General features: G+C 70.9%; 20 protein-coding genes. 13 read left to right on the forward strand and 7 right to left on the reverse strand.

The genetic code is table 11. The annotated features are described in order from the left end of the window. Positions 1–2 precede the first annotated feature (2 nt). Genes DPQ65_RS00740 through DPQ65_RS00755 form a run of 4 tightly spaced genes read left to right on the forward strand, consistent with a single transcriptional unit; the run spans position 3 to position 4,082 of the window. A complete protein-coding gene (locus DPQ65_RS00740; RefSeq protein WP_114905466.1) occupies positions 3–614 on the forward strand; it encodes a DUF4129 domain-containing protein in 612 nt (203 codons plus the stop codon). Further along, the gene (locus DPQ65_RS00745; protein WP_114905467.1) at positions 611–1,777 is read left to right on the forward strand and encodes a DUF4350 domain-containing protein; all 1,167 of its coding nucleotides are present in this window, start codon (positions 611–613) and stop codon (positions 1,775–1,777) included. The genes DPQ65_RS00740 and DPQ65_RS00745 overlap by 4 nt, the downstream gene beginning before the upstream one ends. Further along, the gene (locus tag DPQ65_RS00750; protein ID WP_114905468.1) at positions 1,777–2,784 is read left to right on the forward strand and encodes an AAA family ATPase; all 1,008 of its coding nucleotides are present in this window, start codon (positions 1,777–1,779) and stop codon (positions 2,782–2,784) included. The genes DPQ65_RS00745 and DPQ65_RS00750 overlap by 1 nt, the downstream gene beginning before the upstream one ends. Before the next feature lie 2 nt (positions 2,785–2,786). After that, positions 2,787–4,082, forward strand: coding sequence for a DUF58 domain-containing protein (locus tag DPQ65_RS00755; protein ID WP_114905469.1), 1,296 nt, complete (start codon positions 2,787–2,789; stop codon positions 4,080–4,082). Between the two features lie 203 nt (positions 4,083–4,285). On the opposite strand, the gene DPQ65_RS00760 is transcribed toward DPQ65_RS00755, so the two are convergent. Then, positions 4,286–4,726, reverse strand: coding sequence for a CHRD domain-containing protein (locus DPQ65_RS00760; protein WP_162801938.1), 441 nt, complete (start codon positions 4,724–4,726; stop codon positions 4,286–4,288). A 181-nt stretch (positions 4,727–4,907) separates the two neighbouring features. On the opposite strand from DPQ65_RS00760, the gene DPQ65_RS00765 reads away from it, so the two are divergent. Next, positions 4,908–6,137 carry a serine hydrolase domain-containing protein gene (locus DPQ65_RS00765; RefSeq protein ID WP_162801939.1) on the forward strand — a complete coding sequence of 410 codons (1,230 nt, stop codon included), beginning with the start codon at positions 4,908–4,910 and terminating at the stop codon, positions 6,135–6,137. 88 nt (positions 6,138–6,225) lie between these two features. On the opposite strand, the gene DPQ65_RS00770 is transcribed toward DPQ65_RS00765, so the two are convergent. After that, positions 6,226–7,221, reverse strand: coding sequence for a stage II sporulation protein M (locus tag DPQ65_RS00770; RefSeq protein ID WP_114905472.1), 996 nt, complete (start codon positions 7,219–7,221; stop codon positions 6,226–6,228). Positions 7,222–7,320: 99 nt separating this feature from the next. Between DPQ65_RS00770 and DPQ65_RS00775 the strand changes: the two genes are divergently transcribed. Next, positions 7,321–8,136 (forward strand): RDD family protein, encoded by an 816-nt coding sequence (locus tag DPQ65_RS00775; protein WP_114905473.1) that lies wholly within the window; start codon positions 7,321–7,323, stop codon positions 8,134–8,136. A 15-nt stretch (positions 8,137–8,151) separates the two neighbouring features. On the opposite strand, the gene DPQ65_RS00780 is transcribed toward DPQ65_RS00775, so the two are convergent. Next, positions 8,152–9,285, reverse strand: a complete 1,134-nt coding sequence (locus DPQ65_RS00780) for an adenosine deaminase (protein WP_238146598.1) — start codon at positions 9,283–9,285, stop codon at positions 8,152–8,154. Then, positions 9,278–9,625 (reverse strand): cupin domain-containing protein, encoded by a 348-nt coding sequence (locus DPQ65_RS00785; protein ID WP_114905474.1) that lies wholly within the window; start codon positions 9,623–9,625, stop codon positions 9,278–9,280. The genes DPQ65_RS00780 and DPQ65_RS00785 overlap by 8 nt, the downstream gene beginning before the upstream one ends. 47 nt (positions 9,626–9,672) lie before the next feature. Between DPQ65_RS00785 and deoC the strand changes: the two genes are divergently transcribed. The 3 genes from deoC (at position 9,673) to DPQ65_RS00800 (ending at position 13,095) form a co-directional block, all read left to right on the forward strand. Continuing rightward, on the forward strand, positions 9,673–10,680 hold the full coding sequence (gene deoC, locus DPQ65_RS00790) for a deoxyribose-phosphate aldolase (protein ID WP_114905475.1): 1,008 nt from the start codon (positions 9,673–9,675) through the stop codon (positions 10,678–10,680). Positions 10,681–10,693: 13 nt separating this feature from the next. Beyond that, complete coding sequence (locus tag DPQ65_RS00795; protein WP_114905476.1) at positions 10,694–12,139, forward strand: aldehyde dehydrogenase family protein; 1,446 nt, start codon at positions 10,694–10,696, stop codon at positions 12,137–12,139. Between the two features lie 101 nt (positions 12,140–12,240). After that, positions 12,241–13,095: an aldehyde dehydrogenase family protein gene (locus DPQ65_RS00800; RefSeq protein ID WP_238146601.1), complete on the forward strand. Its 855-nt coding sequence runs from the start codon at positions 12,241–12,243 to the stop codon at positions 13,093–13,095. Between the two features lie 5 nt (positions 13,096–13,100). On the opposite strand, the gene DPQ65_RS15430 is transcribed toward DPQ65_RS00800, so the two are convergent. Next, the gene (locus DPQ65_RS15430; RefSeq protein WP_162801940.1) at positions 13,101–13,277 is read right to left on the reverse strand and encodes a hypothetical protein; all 177 of its coding nucleotides are present in this window, start codon (positions 13,275–13,277) and stop codon (positions 13,101–13,103) included. 413 nt (positions 13,278–13,690) lie between these two features. Between DPQ65_RS15430 and DPQ65_RS00805 the strand changes: the two genes are divergently transcribed. Together DPQ65_RS00805 and DPQ65_RS00810 are read left to right on the forward strand one after the other, a co-directional pair. Next, complete coding sequence (locus tag DPQ65_RS00805; protein ID WP_114905478.1) at positions 13,691–15,397, forward strand: ABC-F family ATP-binding cassette domain-containing protein; 1,707 nt, start codon at positions 13,691–13,693, stop codon at positions 15,395–15,397. Then, positions 15,394–15,846: a GNAT family N-acetyltransferase gene (locus DPQ65_RS00810; RefSeq protein ID WP_114905479.1), complete on the forward strand. Its 453-nt coding sequence runs from the start codon at positions 15,394–15,396 to the stop codon at positions 15,844–15,846. The genes DPQ65_RS00805 and DPQ65_RS00810 overlap by 4 nt, the downstream gene beginning before the upstream one ends. A gap of 57 nt (positions 15,847–15,903) precedes the next feature. Here DPQ65_RS00810 and DPQ65_RS00815 read toward each other — a convergent pair whose 3' ends face one another. After that, on the reverse strand, positions 15,904–17,196 hold the full coding sequence (locus DPQ65_RS00815) for a thymidine phosphorylase (RefSeq protein ID WP_202862951.1): 1,293 nt from the start codon (positions 17,194–17,196) through the stop codon (positions 15,904–15,906). Between the two features lie 136 nt (positions 17,197–17,332). Here DPQ65_RS00815 and DPQ65_RS00820 point away from each other — a divergent pair, with 136 nt between their 5' ends. Both DPQ65_RS00820 and DPQ65_RS00825 read left to right on the forward strand, forming a co-directional pair. Beyond that, positions 17,333–17,851 (forward strand): MarR family winged helix-turn-helix transcriptional regulator, encoded by a 519-nt coding sequence (locus tag DPQ65_RS00820; RefSeq protein ID WP_114905481.1) that lies wholly within the window; start codon positions 17,333–17,335, stop codon positions 17,849–17,851. A gap of 94 nt (positions 17,852–17,945) precedes the next feature. Beyond that, positions 17,946–18,629, forward strand: a complete 684-nt coding sequence (locus DPQ65_RS00825; protein WP_162801941.1) for a hypothetical protein — start codon at positions 17,946–17,948, stop codon at positions 18,627–18,629. On the opposite strand, the gene DPQ65_RS15825 is transcribed toward DPQ65_RS00825, so the two are convergent. Next, complete coding sequence (locus DPQ65_RS15825) at positions 18,630–19,028, reverse strand: cytidine deaminase (protein WP_202862952.1); 399 nt, start codon at positions 19,026–19,028, stop codon at positions 18,630–18,632. It abuts the gene before it with no gap. Position 19,029: the final 1 nt, after the last annotated feature.

Consider the following 19,029-nt stretch of genomic DNA (forward strand, 5'->3'; position numbering starts at 1 on the left):
CCGTGCTCGATCCTGACCGGGACGAGGCCCGGGAGCTGCTGCAGCGCGAGCTCTCCGGCGCCGACTACAACCGGCCCGAGTCCTTCATCGCCCGAGCCCTCAACTGGCTGATGGAGCGACTCTCGGGGTTGATCGAGATCATCCCCGGCTCCACCGGCCTGTCCACCCTGCTGCTGGGCGTGGTGATCGCGCTGGTCGTCGTGGCCGTGTTCTTCGCCATCCGTGGCACGCGACGCTCCCGCCGGCTGACCACGCGGGACACCGGTCCCGTGCTGGCCGAGGCCGGGCTGAGCGCAGAGGACTACCGTGCCCGGGCTGCGGCGTCCGCCCGGGCCGGCGACTGGGACGCCGTCCTGCTGGACTCCTACCGTGCCATCGCCGCGGCGACCGACGAGCGGGCGCTGCTCGATGAGCTGCCCGGCACCACGGCGCACGAGATCGCCGTCGCCCTGCGCCAGCCGTTCCCCGACCGCGCCAGCGACCTGCTCACCGCCGCCGATGCCTTCGACGCCGTCTGCTACGGCGGTCGGACTGCCCAGCAGGTGCAGGCCGAGCGGGTGCGCGAGCTGGACCGGACCCTCGCCCGGACCCGACCAGCCCGAGTCGCCTCGTGAGGGCCAGCACCGGACGCCGGTTGGCCCTCTGGGGCGTGGTCGTGTTGGTCCTTGCCGTCGCCGCGGCCGTCCTGGGGGGCATGCGCACCACCAACGAGCTCCCGTTCGACCCGGACAACCCCGAGGACAACGGCATGCAGGCTCTCGCCCGGGTGCTGGAGCGGCAGGGTGTCGAGGTCACCGTCGCCCGTGGTCTCCCCCAGCTGCTGGGCACACCCGTCTCCCCGGACAGCACGGTCCTGGTGGCCGGCACGGCCCTGGTCGGCGAGGATGCGGGGCAGCAACTGAGCCGGTATGCCGAGGGGGCCGGTCGACTGGTCGTCCTCAGCCCCGAGTCCAACACCGGGGAGGTCCTCGACCTGCCGGTCGAGGGCGGCAGCTATGCGCAGGTGGGATCGGCCGCGCCGGGCTGCGAGGCCGGCCTGCTGCACTGGCGGGACGGCGACCAGGTCAGCGGCGCCAACCGGCTGGTCGAGGTGACCGGCGACGACCGGTCGGTCGTCCCGTGCTTCCCGCCGACCCCCGGCTACCACGCGGGTGGTGCCCAGGCCGGCTTCGTTGTCGAGCTGCCTGCTGCCGGGGACCGCCCCGACACCGTGGTGGCCGGCATCGCCACGTCGCTGACCAACGAGCACATCACCGATGACGCCAACGCCGCTGCGGGCCTGCGGCTGCTCGGGGCCCACCCGCACCTGGTCTGGTATGTCCCGGCCGTGTCCGACGCCGGCGACACCGCTCCCCAGTCCCTCATCGACGTGCTGCCCGAGGCCTTCCTTCCCTCGGTGGTGTTGCTGGTGCTGGCGCTGTTGGCCACCATGCTGTGGCGCGGACGCCGCCTCGGCCCGGTGGTGACCGAGCCACTGCCCGCCCTCATCAGGTCGGTCGAGACGACCCGGAGCCGCAGCCAGCTGTACCGGCGGGCCCAGGACCGCGAGCGTGCCCTGGCCGTCCTGCAGCTCGGGGCCCGGCGCCGCCTGGCGGCCCGGGTGGGCCTGACCAGGCACGCCCCGCCACACCTGGTGGTGCAGGCCGTCGCGGAGGCGACCGGTCGGCATACCGATGAGCTGCACCGGTTGCTGGTCGAGGCGACCGCACCCGATGACGAGACACTGGTTCGGATCGCCCGCGAGGTGCGGTCCCTCGAGGAAGGGATGATCGGCTGATGACGACGAACGACGAGCGAGCTCGCGCCACCGGGGGCGGGCCGGAGCCGCGCTCCCCTGAACAGGCCCGCGACGCCCTGCAGCGGGTCCGCGCCGAGGTGGGCAAGGCCCTGGTCGGCCAGGACCAGGCCGTCACCGGTCTGATCGTGGCGCTGTTGGCCCGCGGGCACATCCTGCTCGAAGGCGTGCCCGGCGTCGCCAAGACACTGATGGTGCGTGCGCTCGCAGCCGCGCTGGACGTGGACACCAAGCGGGTGCAGTTCACGCCCGACCTGATGCCCGGAGACGTGACCGGCTCGTTGGTCTATGACTCACGGACCAGCGACTTCGAGTTCCGGGAGGGGCCGGTCTTCACCAACCTGCTGCTGGCCGACGAGATCAACCGCACCCCACCGAAGACGCAGTCCTCGCTCCTGGAGGCGATGGAGGAGCGGCAGGTCACTGTCGACGGCACCCCGCGGCGCCTGCCCGACCCCTTCCTGGTGGCGGCGACGCAGAACCCGGTCGAGTACGAGGGCACCTATCCGCTCCCCGAGGCACAGCTGGACCGGTTCCTGCTCAAGGTCGTGCTGCCGATCCCTCCGCGGGAGGACGAGATGCAGGTGCTGCAGCGCCACGCCGCCGGCTTCAACCCGCGCGACCTCGCCGGCGCCGGGGTGCGTCCGGTGGCCGGGCCCGCCGATCTGCGTGCCGGATCCGCCGCCCTGCGGAGCGTGCAGGTGGCCCCGGAGGTCATCGCCTACATCGTGGACATCGCTCGCGCCACACGTCAGGCCCCGTCGCTGCAGCTGGGCGTCAGCCCACGTGGTGCCACCGCCCTGATGAGCACCAGCCGGGCCTGGGCCTGGCTCAACGGGCGGTCCTTCGTGACGCCGGATGACGTCAAGGCCCTGGCCCATGGCACCCTCGGCCACCGGCTGGCGCTGCGCCCGGAGGCCGAGCTCGAGGGCGTCTCGGTGACCTCGGTGCTGGACAGCGCCCTGAACTCCGTGCCGGTCCCCCGCTAGCCGTGGCTCTCAGCTGGCGGGCCGTGGCGCTGGTCCTGCTGGGCCTGGCGCCGGTCCTGCAGTGGCCGGCGTTGTCGACGGTCCGCTGGTGGGTGCTCGGCGTCCTGGTCATCGTCGGCCTGGACCTGCTGCTGGCACCCTCGCCCCAGACGCTGAGGTGGAGCCGCAGCGCAGACCAGCAGGTCCGGCTCGGCGAGGCCACCACCACGACCCTGACGGTCACCAACCCGACCCGACGCCGGATGCACGGCCAAGTGCGCGACGCCTGGGTGCCCTCGGCCGGGGCCTCCGGCGAGCGGCACCCCCTGGCGGTGCCCGGCGGCGAGCGCCGCCGGATGACAACCCGGCTGGTGCCCACCCGACGGGGCGACCGCCGCACCGACCGGGTGACCGTCCGGGTCTGGGGACCGCTGCGCGTCGCGGCCCGTCAGCGGTCCGAACGCGTCCCGGGCTCGGTGCGGGCCCTGCCCCCCTTCCACTCCCGCAAGCACCTGCCGAGCCGGCTGGCCCAACTGCGTCAGCTTGACGGCCGCTCCGCGGTGCGCACCCGCGGTCAGGGCACCGAGTTCGACTCGTTGCGTGACTATGTCGAGGGCGACGACGTGCGCTCGATCGACTGGCGCGCCACCGCCCGCCGGCAGCACGTGGTGGTGCGGACGTGGCAGCCGGAGCGGGACCGGCGGGTGATCCTGGTGCTGGACACCTCCCGGACCAGCGCGGCCCGCATCGACGACCAGCCACGTCTCGACGCCGCGATGGATGCCACGCTGCTGCTGGCTGCCCTGGCCTCCCGGGCCGGTGACCGGATCGACCTGATCGCCGGTGACCGCCGGGTCCGGGGTCGGGTCACCCCCGACACCGACCGTCAGGCCCTGCTGGCCCAGCTGGTGACGGCGATGGCGCCCATCGAGCCGGTGCTGGTCGAGGCGGACTGGACCCTGCTGGCCGGCAAGGTGACCGGCCTGACGCGGCGACGAGCCCTGGTCGTGCTGCTGACCGCGCTGGAGCCGGCGGCGATCGAGGAGGGGCTGCTCCCGGTGCTGCCCGCGCTGACCGCTCACCACCGCGTCGTCGTTGCCTCCGTCGCCGACCCGGAGCTGGGCCGGATGCGCGCCGACCTCGGTGACCTGGAGGCGGTCTATGACGCGGCGGCTGCGGAACGGACGATCTCCCTGCGACAGCGCACCGCCGACGCCCTGGAGCGGATGGGCGTGCACGTCATCGAGGCCGACCCCGAGCAGCTGCCGCCGCAACTGGCCGACCACTACCTGGCGCTGAAGGCCCAGGGCCTCCTCTAACCCCGCCTCCCCTCCCGACCGGGCGCACCGTGACGCGCGATTCCAACCCACCGAGCGCACCGTGACGCGAGATTCCAACCCACCGAGCGCACCGTGACGCGCGATTCCAACCCACCGAGCGCACCGTGACGCGCGATCCCAGCCCACCGAGCGCACCGTGACGCGCGATCCCAGCCCACCGAGCGCACCGCGGCGACGATCGCCTAACCCAGCTGGCCCCGCACGGCGCCACCCGGGAACTCCGCGTTGTGCACGTTGACGTAATAGCCATCGAGGTCCGTCATGATCGTGCGGAGCAGCGCCCGGTCTGCGTCGACACACCCGGAGGACATGCCGGTGGTGGGTGGTGCGAGCGGGATGACGACCGGTCCCGCGACGTCGGGTCCGGCGACGTGGATGTGCGCTGCGGTGGCTGCCGCGATGTCTGAGACCTCGAGGGTGTAGCACAACTGTTCCTGGCCCGGATTGATGCGGAAGTGCGCTGTTCCGGAGCCGTCCGGGTCACCGGGATCTGGGCGCTCGGCGGCGCCGGTCATCGCGACCGTGATGGGTCGGCCGGTGTCGGCTGCATCACCGGAAGCAGCCAGGGGCAGAGCGGTCAGGGCGAGAGCAGTCGCTGACACAAGGGCAGTTCGTCGCATCATTCCTCCAGAGTGAGTGTGCTGTGCATCACAGAACTGATTGAGGTGGTACGCGGCGCTGAGCCCGATGGATTGCAGCATTCCGGGTGCCGCACGTCCGACCCGTCGTCAGGGCGCAGGGGACGGACGTGCGGCACCGTGCCGATGAGGTTGTCGTGGTGGCCCGGTCTACTCTCACGTGACCATGACTGCCGCTGACCTGGACCGCGTCTCCGCCGAACTGACCCGAGCCCTGCAGCCCCTGGTGCAGGCAGGGACTCCACCCGGCCTCACCTGGGGGTTCGACGTCGGAGGTGAGCGCCGCACCGGTGCGCTGGGTCACCTCGACCCGGAGCGCACGGTCCCGGCACGGCTGGACACGATCTATCGCATCAGCTCGATGACCAAGCCGGTGACGGCGGTCGCAACCCTCTCACTCGTCGAGGACGGCGTGCTGTCCCTGGACCAGCCGGTCGATGAGCTGCTGCCAGAGCTCGCGGACCGTCGGGTGCTCACCCGCCCGGACGGCCCCCTTGAGCAGACCGAGCCCGCACACCGGCCGATCACGGTCGAGGACCTGCTGACCTTCCGCCTCGGGCACGGCATGGACTTCACCATGCTCGGGGTCCCCACTCCGCTGGACCAGCGTCTGTCCGAACTAGGCCTGGTCGTTGGCCCCCCGGCACCACAGCACCACCTGCCTCCCGACGCGTGGCTGGCTGCTCTGGGCAGCGTTCCCCTCCGGCACCAGCCTGGGGAGCGCTGGCTCTACAACACCGGTGCCGAGGTGCTGGGGGTGCTGCTGGCACGTTGCAGCGACGCCGCGCTGGGAGATGTCCTCCGTGAGCGGGTGCTCGATCCTCTCGGTATGCCGGACACCGCCTTCTCCGTGCCTGCTCAGTCACTGGCCCGGTTGGGTGCCTGCTTCGCGGCGGCTGGTCCGGAGAGCGAGCGACAGCCCCCAGAGCCGGAGCGCCTCGAGGTCTACGACCCGCCGGATGGTCAGTGGAGCAGCCCACCGACCTTTGAGGGCGGCGACGGCGGGCTCGTCTCCACCGTCGAGGACTTCCTCTCCTTCGGGGCAGTCTTGCGCGACGGCCGGCATCGCGACAACGAGCGCATCCTCTCCGCGGACAGCGTCACCGCTATGACGAGCAACCAGCTGACCGACGCCCAGCTCCGGGCGTCCGGGCCCTCACCCGATGGCAGCGCGGGCTGGGGGCTGGGCGTCGGGGTCACCCTCGAGGGGTCGACCCCCACCGTCGTGGGCAGCTACGGCTGGGACGGCGGGCTGGGCTCGACCTGGCGCAACGACACGGCCCGAGACCTCGTCGCAGTCCTGCTGACCAACCAGTCCTGGGCCAGCCCCGTGCCGCCCGCCGTCGCCGAGACGTTCTGGTCGACTCTGGCCACCTGCCTGCCCCTCGGCCGGTGAGTGCGGACGCGAACGCCTGACATCGCGGCCGGCGCTGACGCTCGTAGCGTGCGGGAGGCTGCCCGGAGCTCGTCAGCGCGCCAGCTCGTCAGCCCACCGTGGGCGCCGACGCCCCGACCTGCAACTCGTCCACGTCGCCAGTGATGCCACGCTGCACCGCGGAGCGCCCGAGGGTGAAGACATAGAGCACGAACAGCCCCAGCGCGAGCACGCCGATCCCCACTCGCGCCCAGGTCGGCAACGGCGACGGTGTCACGAACGCTTCGATCAGGCCGGAGATCAGCAGCACCACGATGAGCCCGAGTGAGACTCCGGCGGCTGTGCGGCCCTCGTGCGCCAGGTTGGACAGCCTGGTTCGGGGCCCGGGCGCCACCCACGCCCAGAACAGCCGCAGCCCCACCCCGGCGGCGACGAAGACAGCGGTCAGCTCGAGCAGGCCGTGCGGGGTGATCAGCCCCCAGAAGACGTCGGCCCGACCGTGCTGGTGCATCAACGAGCCGGTCACCGCCACATTGGCGATGTTCTGCCAGAGGACATAGATCACCGGCAGGCCGAGGACGCCGAAGACGATGCACTGCGCAGCGACCCAGGCGTTGTTGATCCAGACCTGGGCCGCGAAGCTGCTCGCGGCGTTCTCCGAGTAGTAGTTGGCGAAGTCACTCTCCACCAGCTGCGCCACCTCTGCCGGGGAGATCAGCGTGTTCTCGATCACCGGGTTGTAGTAGAGCCAGGTGCCCAGCGCGAACCCCACGAGGACGTTGATCAGGGCGGTCAGGATCCACCAGTGCCGCAGCCGGTAGAGCGCCGCCGGGAAGTCCTCGACGAAGAATCGGCCGACCATCGCCCAGGAGAAGGTTCGGGCCCCGGCCGAGCGCAACCGCGCCCCCGCCAACAACCCCGACAGGTGCGTGATCAGCGACGGGTCGGGAGCGGTCGAGCGCACCGTCGACAGATCGGTCGCCACGCGCTGATAGCCGTCGAGCAGCTCATCGGCCTCCGCACCACCGAGCAGACGCTGCCGGGACAGCGCCGCGAGCCGGTCCCAGCCCGGTCGGCGGCGCGTCACGAGTGCGTCGAGGTCCACTCGGTCAGGATACGGGCACCCCGTCAGTGGTCCGGTGGGGCGCAGGCCGTATGCCGTGGCGCACCGCGGGCGGTGCCGTGCCAGTAGTCTGGCGCCACCATGGCAACCCGGGGCATCTTCGAGACCGACCGCTTCGTCACCTCCGAGGCCGTCGAGATCGACCTGCCCGCCGCCAGCCTCCCGATGCGAATGGCCTCGGGCGCGATCGACCTGGCCATCGTGGTGATCGTGCTCCTGCTCGCCTTCTGGGCCTCCCCGTGGAGCCTGGTCGGTCAGGACATGGCGCTCCTGCAGGCGATCCTCATCCTGCTGTTGGTCGGCTCCCTGGTGGCGGTGCCCGTGGCCAGCGAGACCTTCAGCCAGGGACGCACCCTCGGCAAGCTGGTCTTCGGGCTGCGCACGGTGCGTGATGACACGGGGCCGATCGGCTTCCGGCACGCCCTGATCCGGGGGCTGACCGCCTGGTTCGAGGTGTGGCTGACCGCCGGTGGACTCGCGCTCTTGATCGCTGCCTCCAACGAGCGGGCCAAGCGGCTCGGTGACTTTCTCGCAGGCACCTACGTCGTCCGCGAACGGGTGCGGCTCTCCCTGCCTGCCCCGGCGGAGATGCCCGCCGAGCTGGCTCCGTGGGCGATCGGCACTGACATCGGCGTCATCCCGGACGGTCTGGCCGTTGCAGTCCGGCAGTTCCTGACCCGGCGCCAGGAGCTCACCCCGCCCAGCCGCGCGGCCACCGGCTCAGCACTGTTCTCCGACCTGATGCCCTATGTCTCACCGCCTCCCCCACCCTGGGCACACCCGGAGGCGGTGATGTCAGCGATCATGGCCGAGCGCCGCCGGCGCGACATGATCAAACTGGAGCGCGACGACCGCCTCCGTGCCCGCGTGCTGGGGCCCGACCCGTTGTCCCGCTGACGACGGGTCGGGCACCTACTGGTCGTAGAAGGGCTTGATCACGTCCTCGATGATCGCCAGACGCTCGTCGAAGGGCAGGAAGGCCGATTTCATCGCGTTGACCGTGACCCGCCGCAGGTGAGGCAGGTCCCACCCCGCCTCGGCGACCAGCAGCTCCATCTCCCGTGACATGGACGTCCCACTCATCAGCCGGTTATCGGTGTTGAGCGTGACGCGGAAACGCAGCCGGTCCAGCAGGGTGATCGGGTGGGCTGCGATGGTCGGCGAGGCGCCGGTCTGCAGGTTGCTCGACGGGCACATCTCCAGAGGGATCCGGCGATCACGGACGTATGCCGCGAGCCGGCCGAGCTGCACCCCGTCCAGTTGGTCCTGGGTCCAGTCGGCGTAGGGCACCTGGTCGTCCATCTCCGCGACCGGCACGCCGTCGCAGGTGATGTCGTCAACCAGCCGCACGCCGTGGCCGAGCCGCTCGGCACCGCACCACTGGATCGCCTCCCAGATCGACTTCAGCCCGAAGGCCTCGCCGGCGTGGATAGTGAAGTGGAAGTTCTCGCGCCGCAGATACTCGAAGGCGTCCAGGTGGCGTGTGGGTGGGAAGCCCGCCTCAGCACCGGCGATGTCGAAACCGAAGACCCCCGCGTCCCAGTGGCGGACGGCGAGCTCGGCGATCTCCCGCGAGCGAGCAGCATGCCGCATGGCGGTCACCAGCGCACCGACCCGGATCGTGTTGCCCTGACCCGCAGCAGACTCCACCCCCTCGCGCAACCCCAGGTCCACGGCCTCGACGACCTCGTCGAGACTCAGCCCTCGCGTCAGGTGCTGCTCCGGGGCATAGCGCACCTCGGCATACACCACGCCGTCGGCAGCCAGGTCCTCCACGCACTCCCGGGCCACGCGCACCAGGTGGTCCCTGGTCTGCATGACGGCCACGGTGTGGTCGAAGGTCTCCAGGTAGCGCTCGAGGGACCCCGAGTCAGCGCTGTCCCGGAACCAGACCGCCAGACCGTCCACGTCATCGGCGGGCAGCTCGTGGCCGACCTCCCCGGCCAGCTCCAGGATGGTGGCCGGGCGCAGGCCACCGTCGAGATGGTCGTGCAGGACCGCCTTCGGGGCGGAGCGGATGACCTCGGGGGCCAGTGGCTCAGGCACGGTGGGCGCCCTCTTCGGAGAAGGCCGGCACGCAGACCGCGAGATAGTCGGCACCGTCTGGGCCGGCCTCGTAGCGCACCCGCTCACCGGCCCGGGTCAGGAGGGCTGCCCCGGCCCGGATCGTCTCGGTGCCCTCGCCGGTGTGCACCAGGATCTCGCCGGAGACGACATAGGTGACCTCGTCGAAGACCGGCGTCTGGGCTGGCTCCTCCCACCCGGCGGGGGCGCTCATGCGCGCCACCGAGTAGTTGTTGTGGCCGGTCGAGACGCGACCGGCCAGTTCCTCGATGATCTTCCCGCCGGGGACGGGGATGCGGACCGGTTCCAAGTGCTCTGCCATGACCCGATCCTAGGTGCCGGACGGGTCTCCCGGGCTAGACTCGAGCGGTGAGCACCGACACCGCCGCCCCCGTGACGACTGCGTCCGACGCGCCTGCCCGTGCCCGTGAGGTCCTTGGGGTCTCGCGGTTGACGAACACGGCGTTGACCTCGTGGTTGCACGGGTTGTCTGGTGTGGACCAGGTCGGCGCGGAGGCCCGTGCGGCGTCGTTGGGGACGCGGTCGATCAAGACCACGTCCAAGGCGTGGGCGATCGATCAGGCGATCTCGATGATCGACCTGACCACGCTGGAGGGTGCCGACACTGCCGGTCGGGTCCGGGGGTTGGCCATTCGTGCCCTGACCCCGGACCCCAGTGACCTGTCCACGCCGCGACCGGCGGCGGTCTGTGTCTATGGCGACATGGTCGGCCACGCCCGGGACGTGCTCGGCGACAGTGGTGTCAAGGTCGCCGCGGTCGCGACCGCGTTCCCGTCGGGGCGGGCGAGCCTGGCGGTGAAGCTGGCCGATGTCGCGGACGCCGTCTCCGCGGGCGCCGATGAGATCGACATGGTGATCGACCGGGGTGCGTTCCTCTCTGGCGACTACCTGAGCGTCTTCGACCAGATCGTCGCGGTCAAGGAAGCCTGCGGCGACGCGCGGTTGAAGGTGATTATGGAGACCGGTGAGCTAGTCACCTACGACAACGTGCGGCGCGCGTCCTACCTGTCGATGCTGGCCGGGGGCGACTTCATCAAGACCTCCACCGGCAAGGTGGCACCCGCGGCAACGTTGCCGGTGACGTTGATCATGTTGCAGGCGGTCCGGGACTGGCGGGGACTGACCGGGCAGCAGGTCGGGGTCAAACCCGCAGGTGGCATCCGCACCAGCAAGGACGCCATCAAGTTCCTGGTGACCGTCCACGAGGTCGCCGGCGAGGACTGGCTCACCAACCAGTGGTTCCGGTTCGGCGCCTCCAGCCTGCTCAACGACCTGATCCTGCAGCGGCAGAAGCTGGCCACGGGCGCCTACTCCGGGGCCGACTACATCGCCGACGACTCCCCCAGCCTCTACTAGGAGCAGCTGACCCATGCCGACTTTTGAGTACGCACCGGCGCCGGAGTCCCGCTCCGTCGTTGATCTGCAGAGCTCCTACGGGCTGTTCATCAACGGCGAGTTCGTCGACTCCCGTGGCGGCACGCCGTTCAAGACCATCAGCCCCGCCACCGAGGAGGTCCTGGCCGAGGTCTGCGAGGCCAGCGCGGAGGACGTGGACCGGGCCGTGGCCGCCGCGCGCGCCGCTTTCGGGTCCTGGTCTAGCCTCAGTGGCGCGGACCGGGGCAAGTACCTCTTCCGGATCGCCCGCATCATGCAGGAGCGGGCCCGGGAGTTCGCGGTGCTGGAGTCCCTGGACAACGGCAAACCGATCAAGGAGTCCCGCGACGTCGACGTCCCGATCGCCGCGGCGCACTTCTTCTACCACGCCGGGTGGGCCGACAAGCTGGCCTATGCCTCCCTGGGTCAGAACCCGCGCCCGCACGGCGTCGTCGGGCAGGTCATCCCCTGGAACTTCCCGCTGCTGATGCTCGCCTGGAAGATCGCCCCGGCTCTGGCCACCGGCAACACTGTCGTCCTCAAACCCGCCGAGACCACCCCGCTGACCGCGCTGCTGTTCGCCCAGGTCTGTCAGCAGGCCGACCTGCCCCCGGGCGTGGTCAACATCATCACCGGCGCCGGCCCGACCGGCCAGGCGCTCATCGCCCACCAGGACGTCGACAAGGTCGCCTTCACCGGGTCCACCGCCGTGGGCAAGGCCATCGCCAGGACGATCGCCGGCACCCGCAAGAAGGCCACCCTCGAGCTCGGTGGCAAGGCCGCCAACATCGTCTTCGACGACGCACCGGTCGACCAGGCCGTCGAGGGCATCGTCAACGGGATCTTCTTCAACCAGGGCCACGTCTGCTGCGCCGGGTCCCGCCTGCTGGTCCAGGAGTCCATCGCACAGGAGGTCGAGGACAAACTCAAAGCCCGCCTGGCCACCCTCCGCGTCGGAGACCCCCTGGACAAGAACACCGACATCGGCGCCATCAACTCCGCCGAGCAGCTCGAGCGCATCAACACCCTGGTCAAGGTCGGCGAGGACGAGGGCGCGACCCGCTGGTCCCCCGAGTGCGAGCTGCCGGCCAACGGGTTCTGGTTCCGCCCCACCGTGTTCACCGGCGTCTCCCAGACCCACCGCATCGCCCAGGAGGAGATCTTCGGCCCGGTCCTGTCCGTGCTGACCTTCCGCACCCCCGGCGAAGCCGTCTCCAAGGCCAACAACACCCCCTACGGGCTCTCCGCCGGCATCTGGACCGAAAAGGGCTCCCGGATCCTGTGGATGGCCGACCAGCTCAAGGCCGGCGTGGTCTGGGCCAACACCTTCAACAAGTTCGACCCGACCAGCCCCTTCGGCGGCTACAAGGAATCCGGCTACGGCCGCGAGGGCGGCCGCCACGGCCTGTCCGCCTACGTCACGACAGGAGCCGCCACGTGAGCACCCGCACAACCCAGACCCGCACAACCCAGACCCGCAAGACTCCGGGCAAGGGCACTTCCCCGGACCGGGTCGATGTCCGCAAGACCTACAAGCTCTACATCGGCGGTGCCTTCCCCCGCTCCGAGTCCGGCCGCTCCTACGAGGTCTACACCACCGGCCGGAGCCCGAAGTTCCTGGCCAACGCCGCCCAGGGCTCACGCAAGGACGCCCGCGACGCCGTCGTGGCCGCCCGCAAGGCCCAGCCCGGTTGGGCCGGAGCCACCGCCTACAACCGCGGCCAGGTCCTCTACCGCGTCGCCGAGGTCATGGAGTCCCGGCGCGCCCAGTTCGTCTCCGAGGTCCGGGCCGCCGAGGGACTCACCCCCACCCGCGCCGAGGCCACCGTCTCTGCCGCCATCGACCGCTGGGTCTGGTACGCCGGCTGGTCCGACAAGTACGCCCAGGTCCTCGGCGGCCTCAACCCCGTCGCCGGCCCGTTCTTCAACATCTCCGCCCCCGAACCCACCGGCGTCGTAGCCGCCCTGGCACCCCAATCCTCCTCCCTGCTCGGGCTGGTCTCCGTCCTCGCGCCGATCATCGTCTCCGGCAACACCAGCGTCGTCCTTGCCTCCCAGGACCGCCCCGTCCCCGCGATCACCCTCGCCGAGGCCCTGGCCACCTCCGACGTCCCCGGCGGCGTAGTCAACCTGATCACCGGCCACACCGCCGAAATCGCCCCCTGGCTCGCCTCCCACCGCGACGTCAACGCCATCGACCTCACCGGCGCCGCCGACGTCGAAGGCCTCACCTGGGGCGACCTCGAGGCAACCGCCGCCACCAACCTCAAACGCGTGCTGCGCCCCGCAGGCACCACCGCCACCGCCACCGAACCAGACTTCACCACCGAACCCGGCCTGGACCGACTCGAAGCCTTCCTGGAGACCAAGACCGTCTGGCACCCCAAAGGCCGCTGACCAGGTCAGGGGGCCTCGGTGAGACGCTCCAGACGCTGGACGAGTGACTCACCTGGGCGCGGTGCTGTGCTCAGCGATGCCGCGCTGCTGGCGCTGGCGAGTTCGCGCTGCGCCGCGGCAAGTTCGAGCTCCGTGCCGTCCGGGAGCCGCACGCCGCTGCCCTCGGGCCGGGATGCGACCACAAGACGTCTCTCACCACCCAGCAACGGCCTGTCATGCGATCTCGGTCCTGCAAGATTCGGGTCAGAGCCCGAAAACCGTCACACCGGAACCGCATGACACACGAGCAGACGGTGACGCGAGGCGCGGACGATGACGCGCGGACCTGACGGTGGGTGACGCGAGGCGCGGACGATGACGCGCGGCACTGACGGTGGGTGACGCGAGGCGCGGACGATGACGCGCGGCACTGACGGTGGGTAACGCGAGGTGCGGTGTTCCCCGGTCTCAGTGGAGCAGTGGGCCGAGAATTGGCTCGCCGGTCTCGGTGCTCACACGTATAGTCGGACACATGTGGATCTCCTGAAGCCGTCCTGCCGCGCCGTCACGCCGAGTCCTCGGACGGTTGCGGACCACCGCTTTCACGGGAGTTCCCATGACCCAGCCAGCTGCACTGCATACCCCTGCCGTCTCCGGCGCCGATCACCTGCGCCTCGACGGCATCTCGCGCTCGTTCCCGGATCGCCGTGTCCTGACGGACGTCTCCTTCACCGTCTCCTCCGGTGAGGTCGCCTGCCTGATCGGTGAGAACGGCTCCGGCAAGTCGACCCTGCTGCGGATCGCCGCCGGCCGCGACGAGCCCGATGCGGGCGCCATCAGCGTGCCCGGCTCGGTCGGCCTGTTCCACCAGGAGCCGCCCTTCCCGCTCGACCTCACGATCGAGGGGGTGCTGGCCGACGCCACCGCCCCGGTGCGCCAGCTGGCCAGGCAGGTCGAGGTCGAGGGCCAGGCCATGGCCGCGGGTGATGCCGGCGCTGCAGAGCGACTGGAGCGGGCGATCGAGGCCGCCGAGCGCCACCACGCCTGGGGGCTGGACCACCGCATCGACCGCGTGGTGTCCGGGCTCGGACTCGCTCACCTCCCCCGAGACCGACGGGCTGAGGCACTCTCTGGTGGACAGGTGTCCCGGTTGTCCCTGGCCTGGCTGCTGCTTCGCTCCCCCGACACCCTGCTGCTCGACGAACCCACCAACCACCTCGATGACGCGGCCAGCCAGGCGCTGGTGGGTCTGCTCCAGGGGTGGTCGGGCCCGGTGTTGCTGGCCAGCCACGACCGTGCGTTCCTCGATGAGGTCGGCACGACGCTGCTCGACCTGGACCCGGCACCACGACCGTTCGTCTCGGTCCGGCACGACACGGACTCCCCCGGCTCCGGCTTTGGGCTCACGAAGTTCTCCGGCCGCTACACCGACTATCTGCGGCACCGGCAGGACGAGCGGGAGCGCTGGGTGCGCCGGTTCCGGGACGAGCAGACCGAGCTTGCACGCCTCCGCCAGCGGGTGCGCGACGACCACACCGTCGGACGCCCAGACCGACCCCCGCGGACCGAGGGCGGGATAGCCAAGAAGTTCTATGCCGACCGCAACGCCAAGGTGGTGGCACGTCGCGTCAACGACGCCGCGGCCGCGCTGGAGCGCCTCGAGCAGGACCAGGTGCGCAAGCCCCCGGCCCGGATGCGCTTTGTCGGGTTCGGTGGCACGGCAGCCTCGGATGCGCGCCCAGCTCCGGCGACCGGGCCGGTCCTCACCGCCACCGGTCTCGCCGTGACCCATCGGCTGTCCCCGACCTCTGTGTCACTGGGGGCACGCACCCGGCTGCTGGTCACCGGTGCCAATGGCTCGGGCAAGTCGACCCTCCTGTCCGTCCTGGCCGGGGAACTCGCGGCCGACGCGGGCTCGATCACCCGCCCCGACCGGCTGCGCGTCGCCCTGCTCAGCCAGGAACCGCTCCGGCGAGACCCGTCGCAGACGGTGCGCTCGGCATACGCCGCCGCAGTGGGCCTGGACCGGGCCGAGGGCACCCCACTGGCCACCTTCGGGCTGATCCCGGGTCGGGATGCCGATCGTCGGGTGGGCGCCCTCAGCGTGGGGCAGCGTCGCCGCCTGGACCTCGCTGTGCTACTGGCTGACCCGCCCGATGTGCTGCTGCTGGACGAACCGACCAACCACCTGTCACTGCTCCTGGTCACCGAGTTGGAACAGTCCCTGCCGGACTATCCCGGGGCCGTCGTCGTCGCCAGCCACGACCGGTGGCTGCGCGAGGGCTGGACCGGGGAGCACCTCCACCTGGAAGGACACGCATGACGATCACCATCATCCGCGGCAACGACCCGGAGGCGACCCGCCGGATCCTGGGCGCCCTGCCCGACTGGTTCGGCATCCCCTCGGCCAACGAGCACTACGTCACCGCCGCGGCCACCAAGGACTCCTACCTCGCGCAGGTCGAGGGCACCACCATGGGGGTGGCACTCGTGGATCGACACTTCCCGGTGACCGCCGAGATCCACCTCATTGCCGTCGCCCCCGAGCACCACGGCACGGGAGCCGGCTCAGCCCTGGTGGCCGCCATCGAGCAGGACCTGCGCGACGACGGTGTCCGGTTGCTGGAGGTCAAGACCGTCGGGGAGTCCTACGAGGATCAGGGATATGCCGCCACGCGGGCCTTCTATGCCGCCCGCGACTTCCTGCCGCTCGAGGAGTTCCAGGGCCTCGACTGGGACGGGCCGAGCCTGCTCATGGTCAAGCCGCTCTGACCCCATCCCGGGCCAGGACGACGTGGGCCGTCCGGCGCTCGTCGGTGACCGCCACGGTCAGTCGGCCGAGACCCGGTCCATGATCAGCGGGGTCGGGACGTGCGCCCCGGCGGTGGAGATCTCCCAGGCACCGTCCAGCGCCTCGTGGGCCCGCGAGAAGCGCTCCGGGGTGTCAGTATGCAGGGTCAGCAGCGGCTGCCCCGCGGTGACCGTGTCACCCGGCTTGGCGTGCAGCTCGACACCGGCACCGGCCTGCACCAGGTCCTCCTTGCGGGCACGTCCGGCCCCCAGCCGCCAGGCTGCGACACCGACCTGGAGCGCGTCGAGGCGGGTCAGCACACCGTCCGCCCCGGCGGTGATCTGCTGCGTTTCCTGGGCCACCGGGAGCGCCGCCTCCGGGTCCCCACCCTGCGCGGAGATCATGGCCCGCCAGACGTCCATGGCCCGACCGTCGGCGAGGGCATCGGCCGGATCGACGTCGTCGACGCCCGCGGCGACGAGCATCTCGCGCGCCAGTGCCACCGTGAGCTCGACCACGTCTGCGGGTCCCCCACCGGCCAGCACCTCGACGCTCTCGCGCACCTCGAGTGCGTTGCCCGCCGTCAGCCCCAGCGGCGTGGACATGTCGGTGAGCAGGGCGACCGTGCGCACGCCGGCGTCGGTGCCGAGGCCGACCATGGTGCGGGCCAGCTCGCCGGCCTGCGCGGCATCCTTCATGAAGGCACCGGAGCCGACCTTGACGTCGAGCACCAGCGCACCGGTCCCCTCGGCGATCTTCTTGCTCATGATCGAGGAGGCGATCAGCGGGATCGCCTCGACCGTGCCGGTCACATCACGCAGCGCATAGAGCCTCTTGTCCGCCGGGGCCAGTCCCGCACCGGCGGCACAGATGACCGCCCCGATGGCCTCCAGCTGGGTCAGCATGTCCTGGTTGGACAGGTCGGCCTGCCAGCCGGGGATCGCCTCGAGCTTGTCGAGGGTGCCACCGGTGTGCCCGAGTCCGCGGCCGGACAGTTGCGGGACCGCCACACCACAGGCGGCCACCAGCGGTGCCAGCGGCAGGGTGATCTTGTCGCCGACCCCGCCGGTGGAGTGCTTGTCCGCGGTGGGACGGCTCAGCGCGGAGAAGTCCATCCGCTCCCCCGAGGCGATCATCGCCGCGGTCCAGTCGCTGATCTCGCGGCGATCCATGCCGTTGAGCAGGATCGCCATCGCGAGCGCGGCCATCTGCTCGTCGGCGATCACGCCACGGGTATAGGCATCGATGGTCCAGGCGATCTGCTCGCCGGACAGCTCGTGCCGGTCGCGCTTGGCCCGGATGATGTCAACGGCGTCGAAGTTCTCACTCACCCCTCCATCCAACAGCAATCGGTCGCGTTTGGGGGCCCCGGCGCGACATCTGCCCCGGCACGCCACGCGGTCAGGAGATCCGCGCCACCCTGCCACGGTTGGTTGTTCCCACAAGTTCGACGTTAGAGTGTGCCCCATGACCACGCGCGAGCCCGACGAGCCACAGTGGCTGGACCATGAGCAGCTCACGGTGTGGGTGCGCATCGTCACCGTCCTGGAACTGTTGCCCGCCCAGCTCGACTCGCACCTGCGTCAGGTGGCCGGGCTGACCTACTTCGACTACTACGTGCTGGCCATGCTCTCCGAGGCCCCCGACAGAACCCTGCCGATGAGCGCGCTCGCAGCCCGCACCAACGCCACCCTCCCCCGCCTCTCCCACGTCGCGCGTCGGCTGGAGGAGCGGGGCCTGCTGGAGCGGACCCCGTCACCGCAGGACCGTCGCGTCACGATCGGACGGTTGACCGTGTCCGGGTGGGACCTGGTTGTGGCCACCGCCCCCGAGCACGTGGCCCAGGTGCGCGGGCTGGTCTTCGACGCCCTCAGTCAGGAGCAGGTGTCCGAGTTGGCCGACATCACCGAGCGCCTGGTGGGTGTCCTGGATCCGGAGGGACGGATGAGCGTTCCCTACCTGCAACCGGGCACCGACCCCGAGTGAGTCCCCGATCCGGCCGTATGCCGAGGGGCCGGGTCCGCGGGTCAGGTCGCCGTGGGTGCCGGAGACCGGGAGACGGGTGTGCGATCCTGTGCCGGTGAATCTCGCCCAGGCCATGAAGCAGATCGTCCCCGCCGTGCAGGACCTCAAGCGCCGTTCGCTGACCCAGCGCGGTGGGGAGACGACCATGCCACCGTCCCTGATCGCCCTCCGGGAGGATCGGGTGCTCACCGTGGTCACGGCCCCCCGCCTGACGGCAGTGGTCGCCTGCGCCCAGACGCTGGCCATCGGCCTGGACCCCCAGATGCTGGTCATCGCCGCTCAGGTGAACCTCCCTGGGCGCGAGCAGAGTGAGGACCTGCCCGCCCAGACGGCTGGCGAGGGCATGGCCTACACCACCTTCAACCGCGACAAGCAGGCCAGCCTGGCGGTGCAGCGCTACCTGGTGCGGGAGGGTGAGGTGTCCTTCGGGCCGCCGGAGCGCGGCCGACCCGACGACCGGACGCTGATGGACGAGTTGGCCCGGGCGATGAGCCAGGCCGCCCTCGACCCGACGAAGGTCGCCCGCACGGAGGACGTCCCGGCTCAGGAGGGCGCGACGCCGACCTTCCTCCCCGAGGCCCAGGGCCGCCTCGCCATCGATGCCGGGACGGTCAGGACGGCCTACGACAAGGTCAAGGGCATTGGCGGCACGGCCCTGTTCGTCGCCGCGGACGGCGCCCACGCCACCCGCATGCTCGCCGCCGGCCTGCCACAGGAGTGCCTGCTCGGCGGCGACTGATCAGCGCTGCAGGTCCTCGGCCCCGAACGCCTGGGGCAGGACCTGCGACATCGGCAGGACCCCCTCGGGGGTCGCCAGCAGGCACTCGGCTCCGCCGTGCTCCCAGATGAGCTGGCGGCAGCGGCCGCAGGGCATGATCGTCTCGCCGGCCCGGTTCACGCAGGACACGGCCACGAGTCGGCCGCCCCCGGTCGCGACGAGCTCGGACACCATGCCGCACTCGGCACAGAGCGCGACGCCCAGGGCGGCGTTCTCCACGTTGCATCCGCCGACCATGCGGCCATCGTCGACCAGTCCGGCGACACCGACCGGATAGTTCGAGTAGGGCGCGTAGGCGCGCTCCATCAGCTCGGTCGCTCGCGCCTGGAGCGCGGACCAGTCGATCTCAGGAGAAGTCATC

This window comes from Ornithinimicrobium murale, from assembly GCF_003352835.1.
Lineage (GTDB): Bacteria > Actinomycetota > Actinomycetes > Actinomycetales > Dermatophilaceae > Ornithinicoccus > Ornithinicoccus muralis.

Coding starts and splice junctions, on each gene's coding strand:
- DPQ65_RS00775 (WP_114905473.1), top strand. CDS start 7,321: ATGGCAACCCGGGGCATCTTCGAGACCGACCGCTTCGTCACCTCCGAG.
- DPQ65_RS00810 (WP_114905479.1), top strand. CDS start 15,394: ATGACGATCACCATCATCCGCGGCAACGACCCGGAGGCGACCCGCCGG.
- DPQ65_RS00795 (WP_114905476.1), top strand. CDS start 10,694: ATGCCGACTTTTGAGTACGCACCGGCGCCGGAGTCCCGCTCCGTCGTT.
- DPQ65_RS00750 (WP_114905468.1), top strand. CDS start 1,777: ATGACGACGAACGACGAGCGAGCTCGCGCCACCGGGGGCGGGCCGGAG.
- DPQ65_RS15825 (WP_202862952.1), bottom strand. CDS start 19,028: ATGACTTCTCCTGAGATCGACTGGTCCGCGCTCCAGGCGCGAGCGACC.
- DPQ65_RS00805 (WP_114905478.1), top strand. CDS start 13,691: ATGACCCAGCCAGCTGCACTGCATACCCCTGCCGTCTCCGGCGCCGAT.
- DPQ65_RS00760 (WP_162801938.1), bottom strand. CDS start 4,726: ATGATGCGACGAACTGCCCTTGTGTCAGCGACTGCTCTCGCCCTGACC.
- DPQ65_RS00820 (WP_114905481.1), top strand. CDS start 17,333: ATGACCACGCGCGAGCCCGACGAGCCACAGTGGCTGGACCATGAGCAG.
- DPQ65_RS00785 (WP_114905474.1), bottom strand. CDS start 9,625: ATGGCAGAGCACTTGGAACCGGTCCGCATCCCCGTCCCCGGCGGGAAG.
- DPQ65_RS00765 (WP_162801939.1), top strand. CDS start 4,908: ATGACTGCCGCTGACCTGGACCGCGTCTCCGCCGAACTGACCCGAGCC.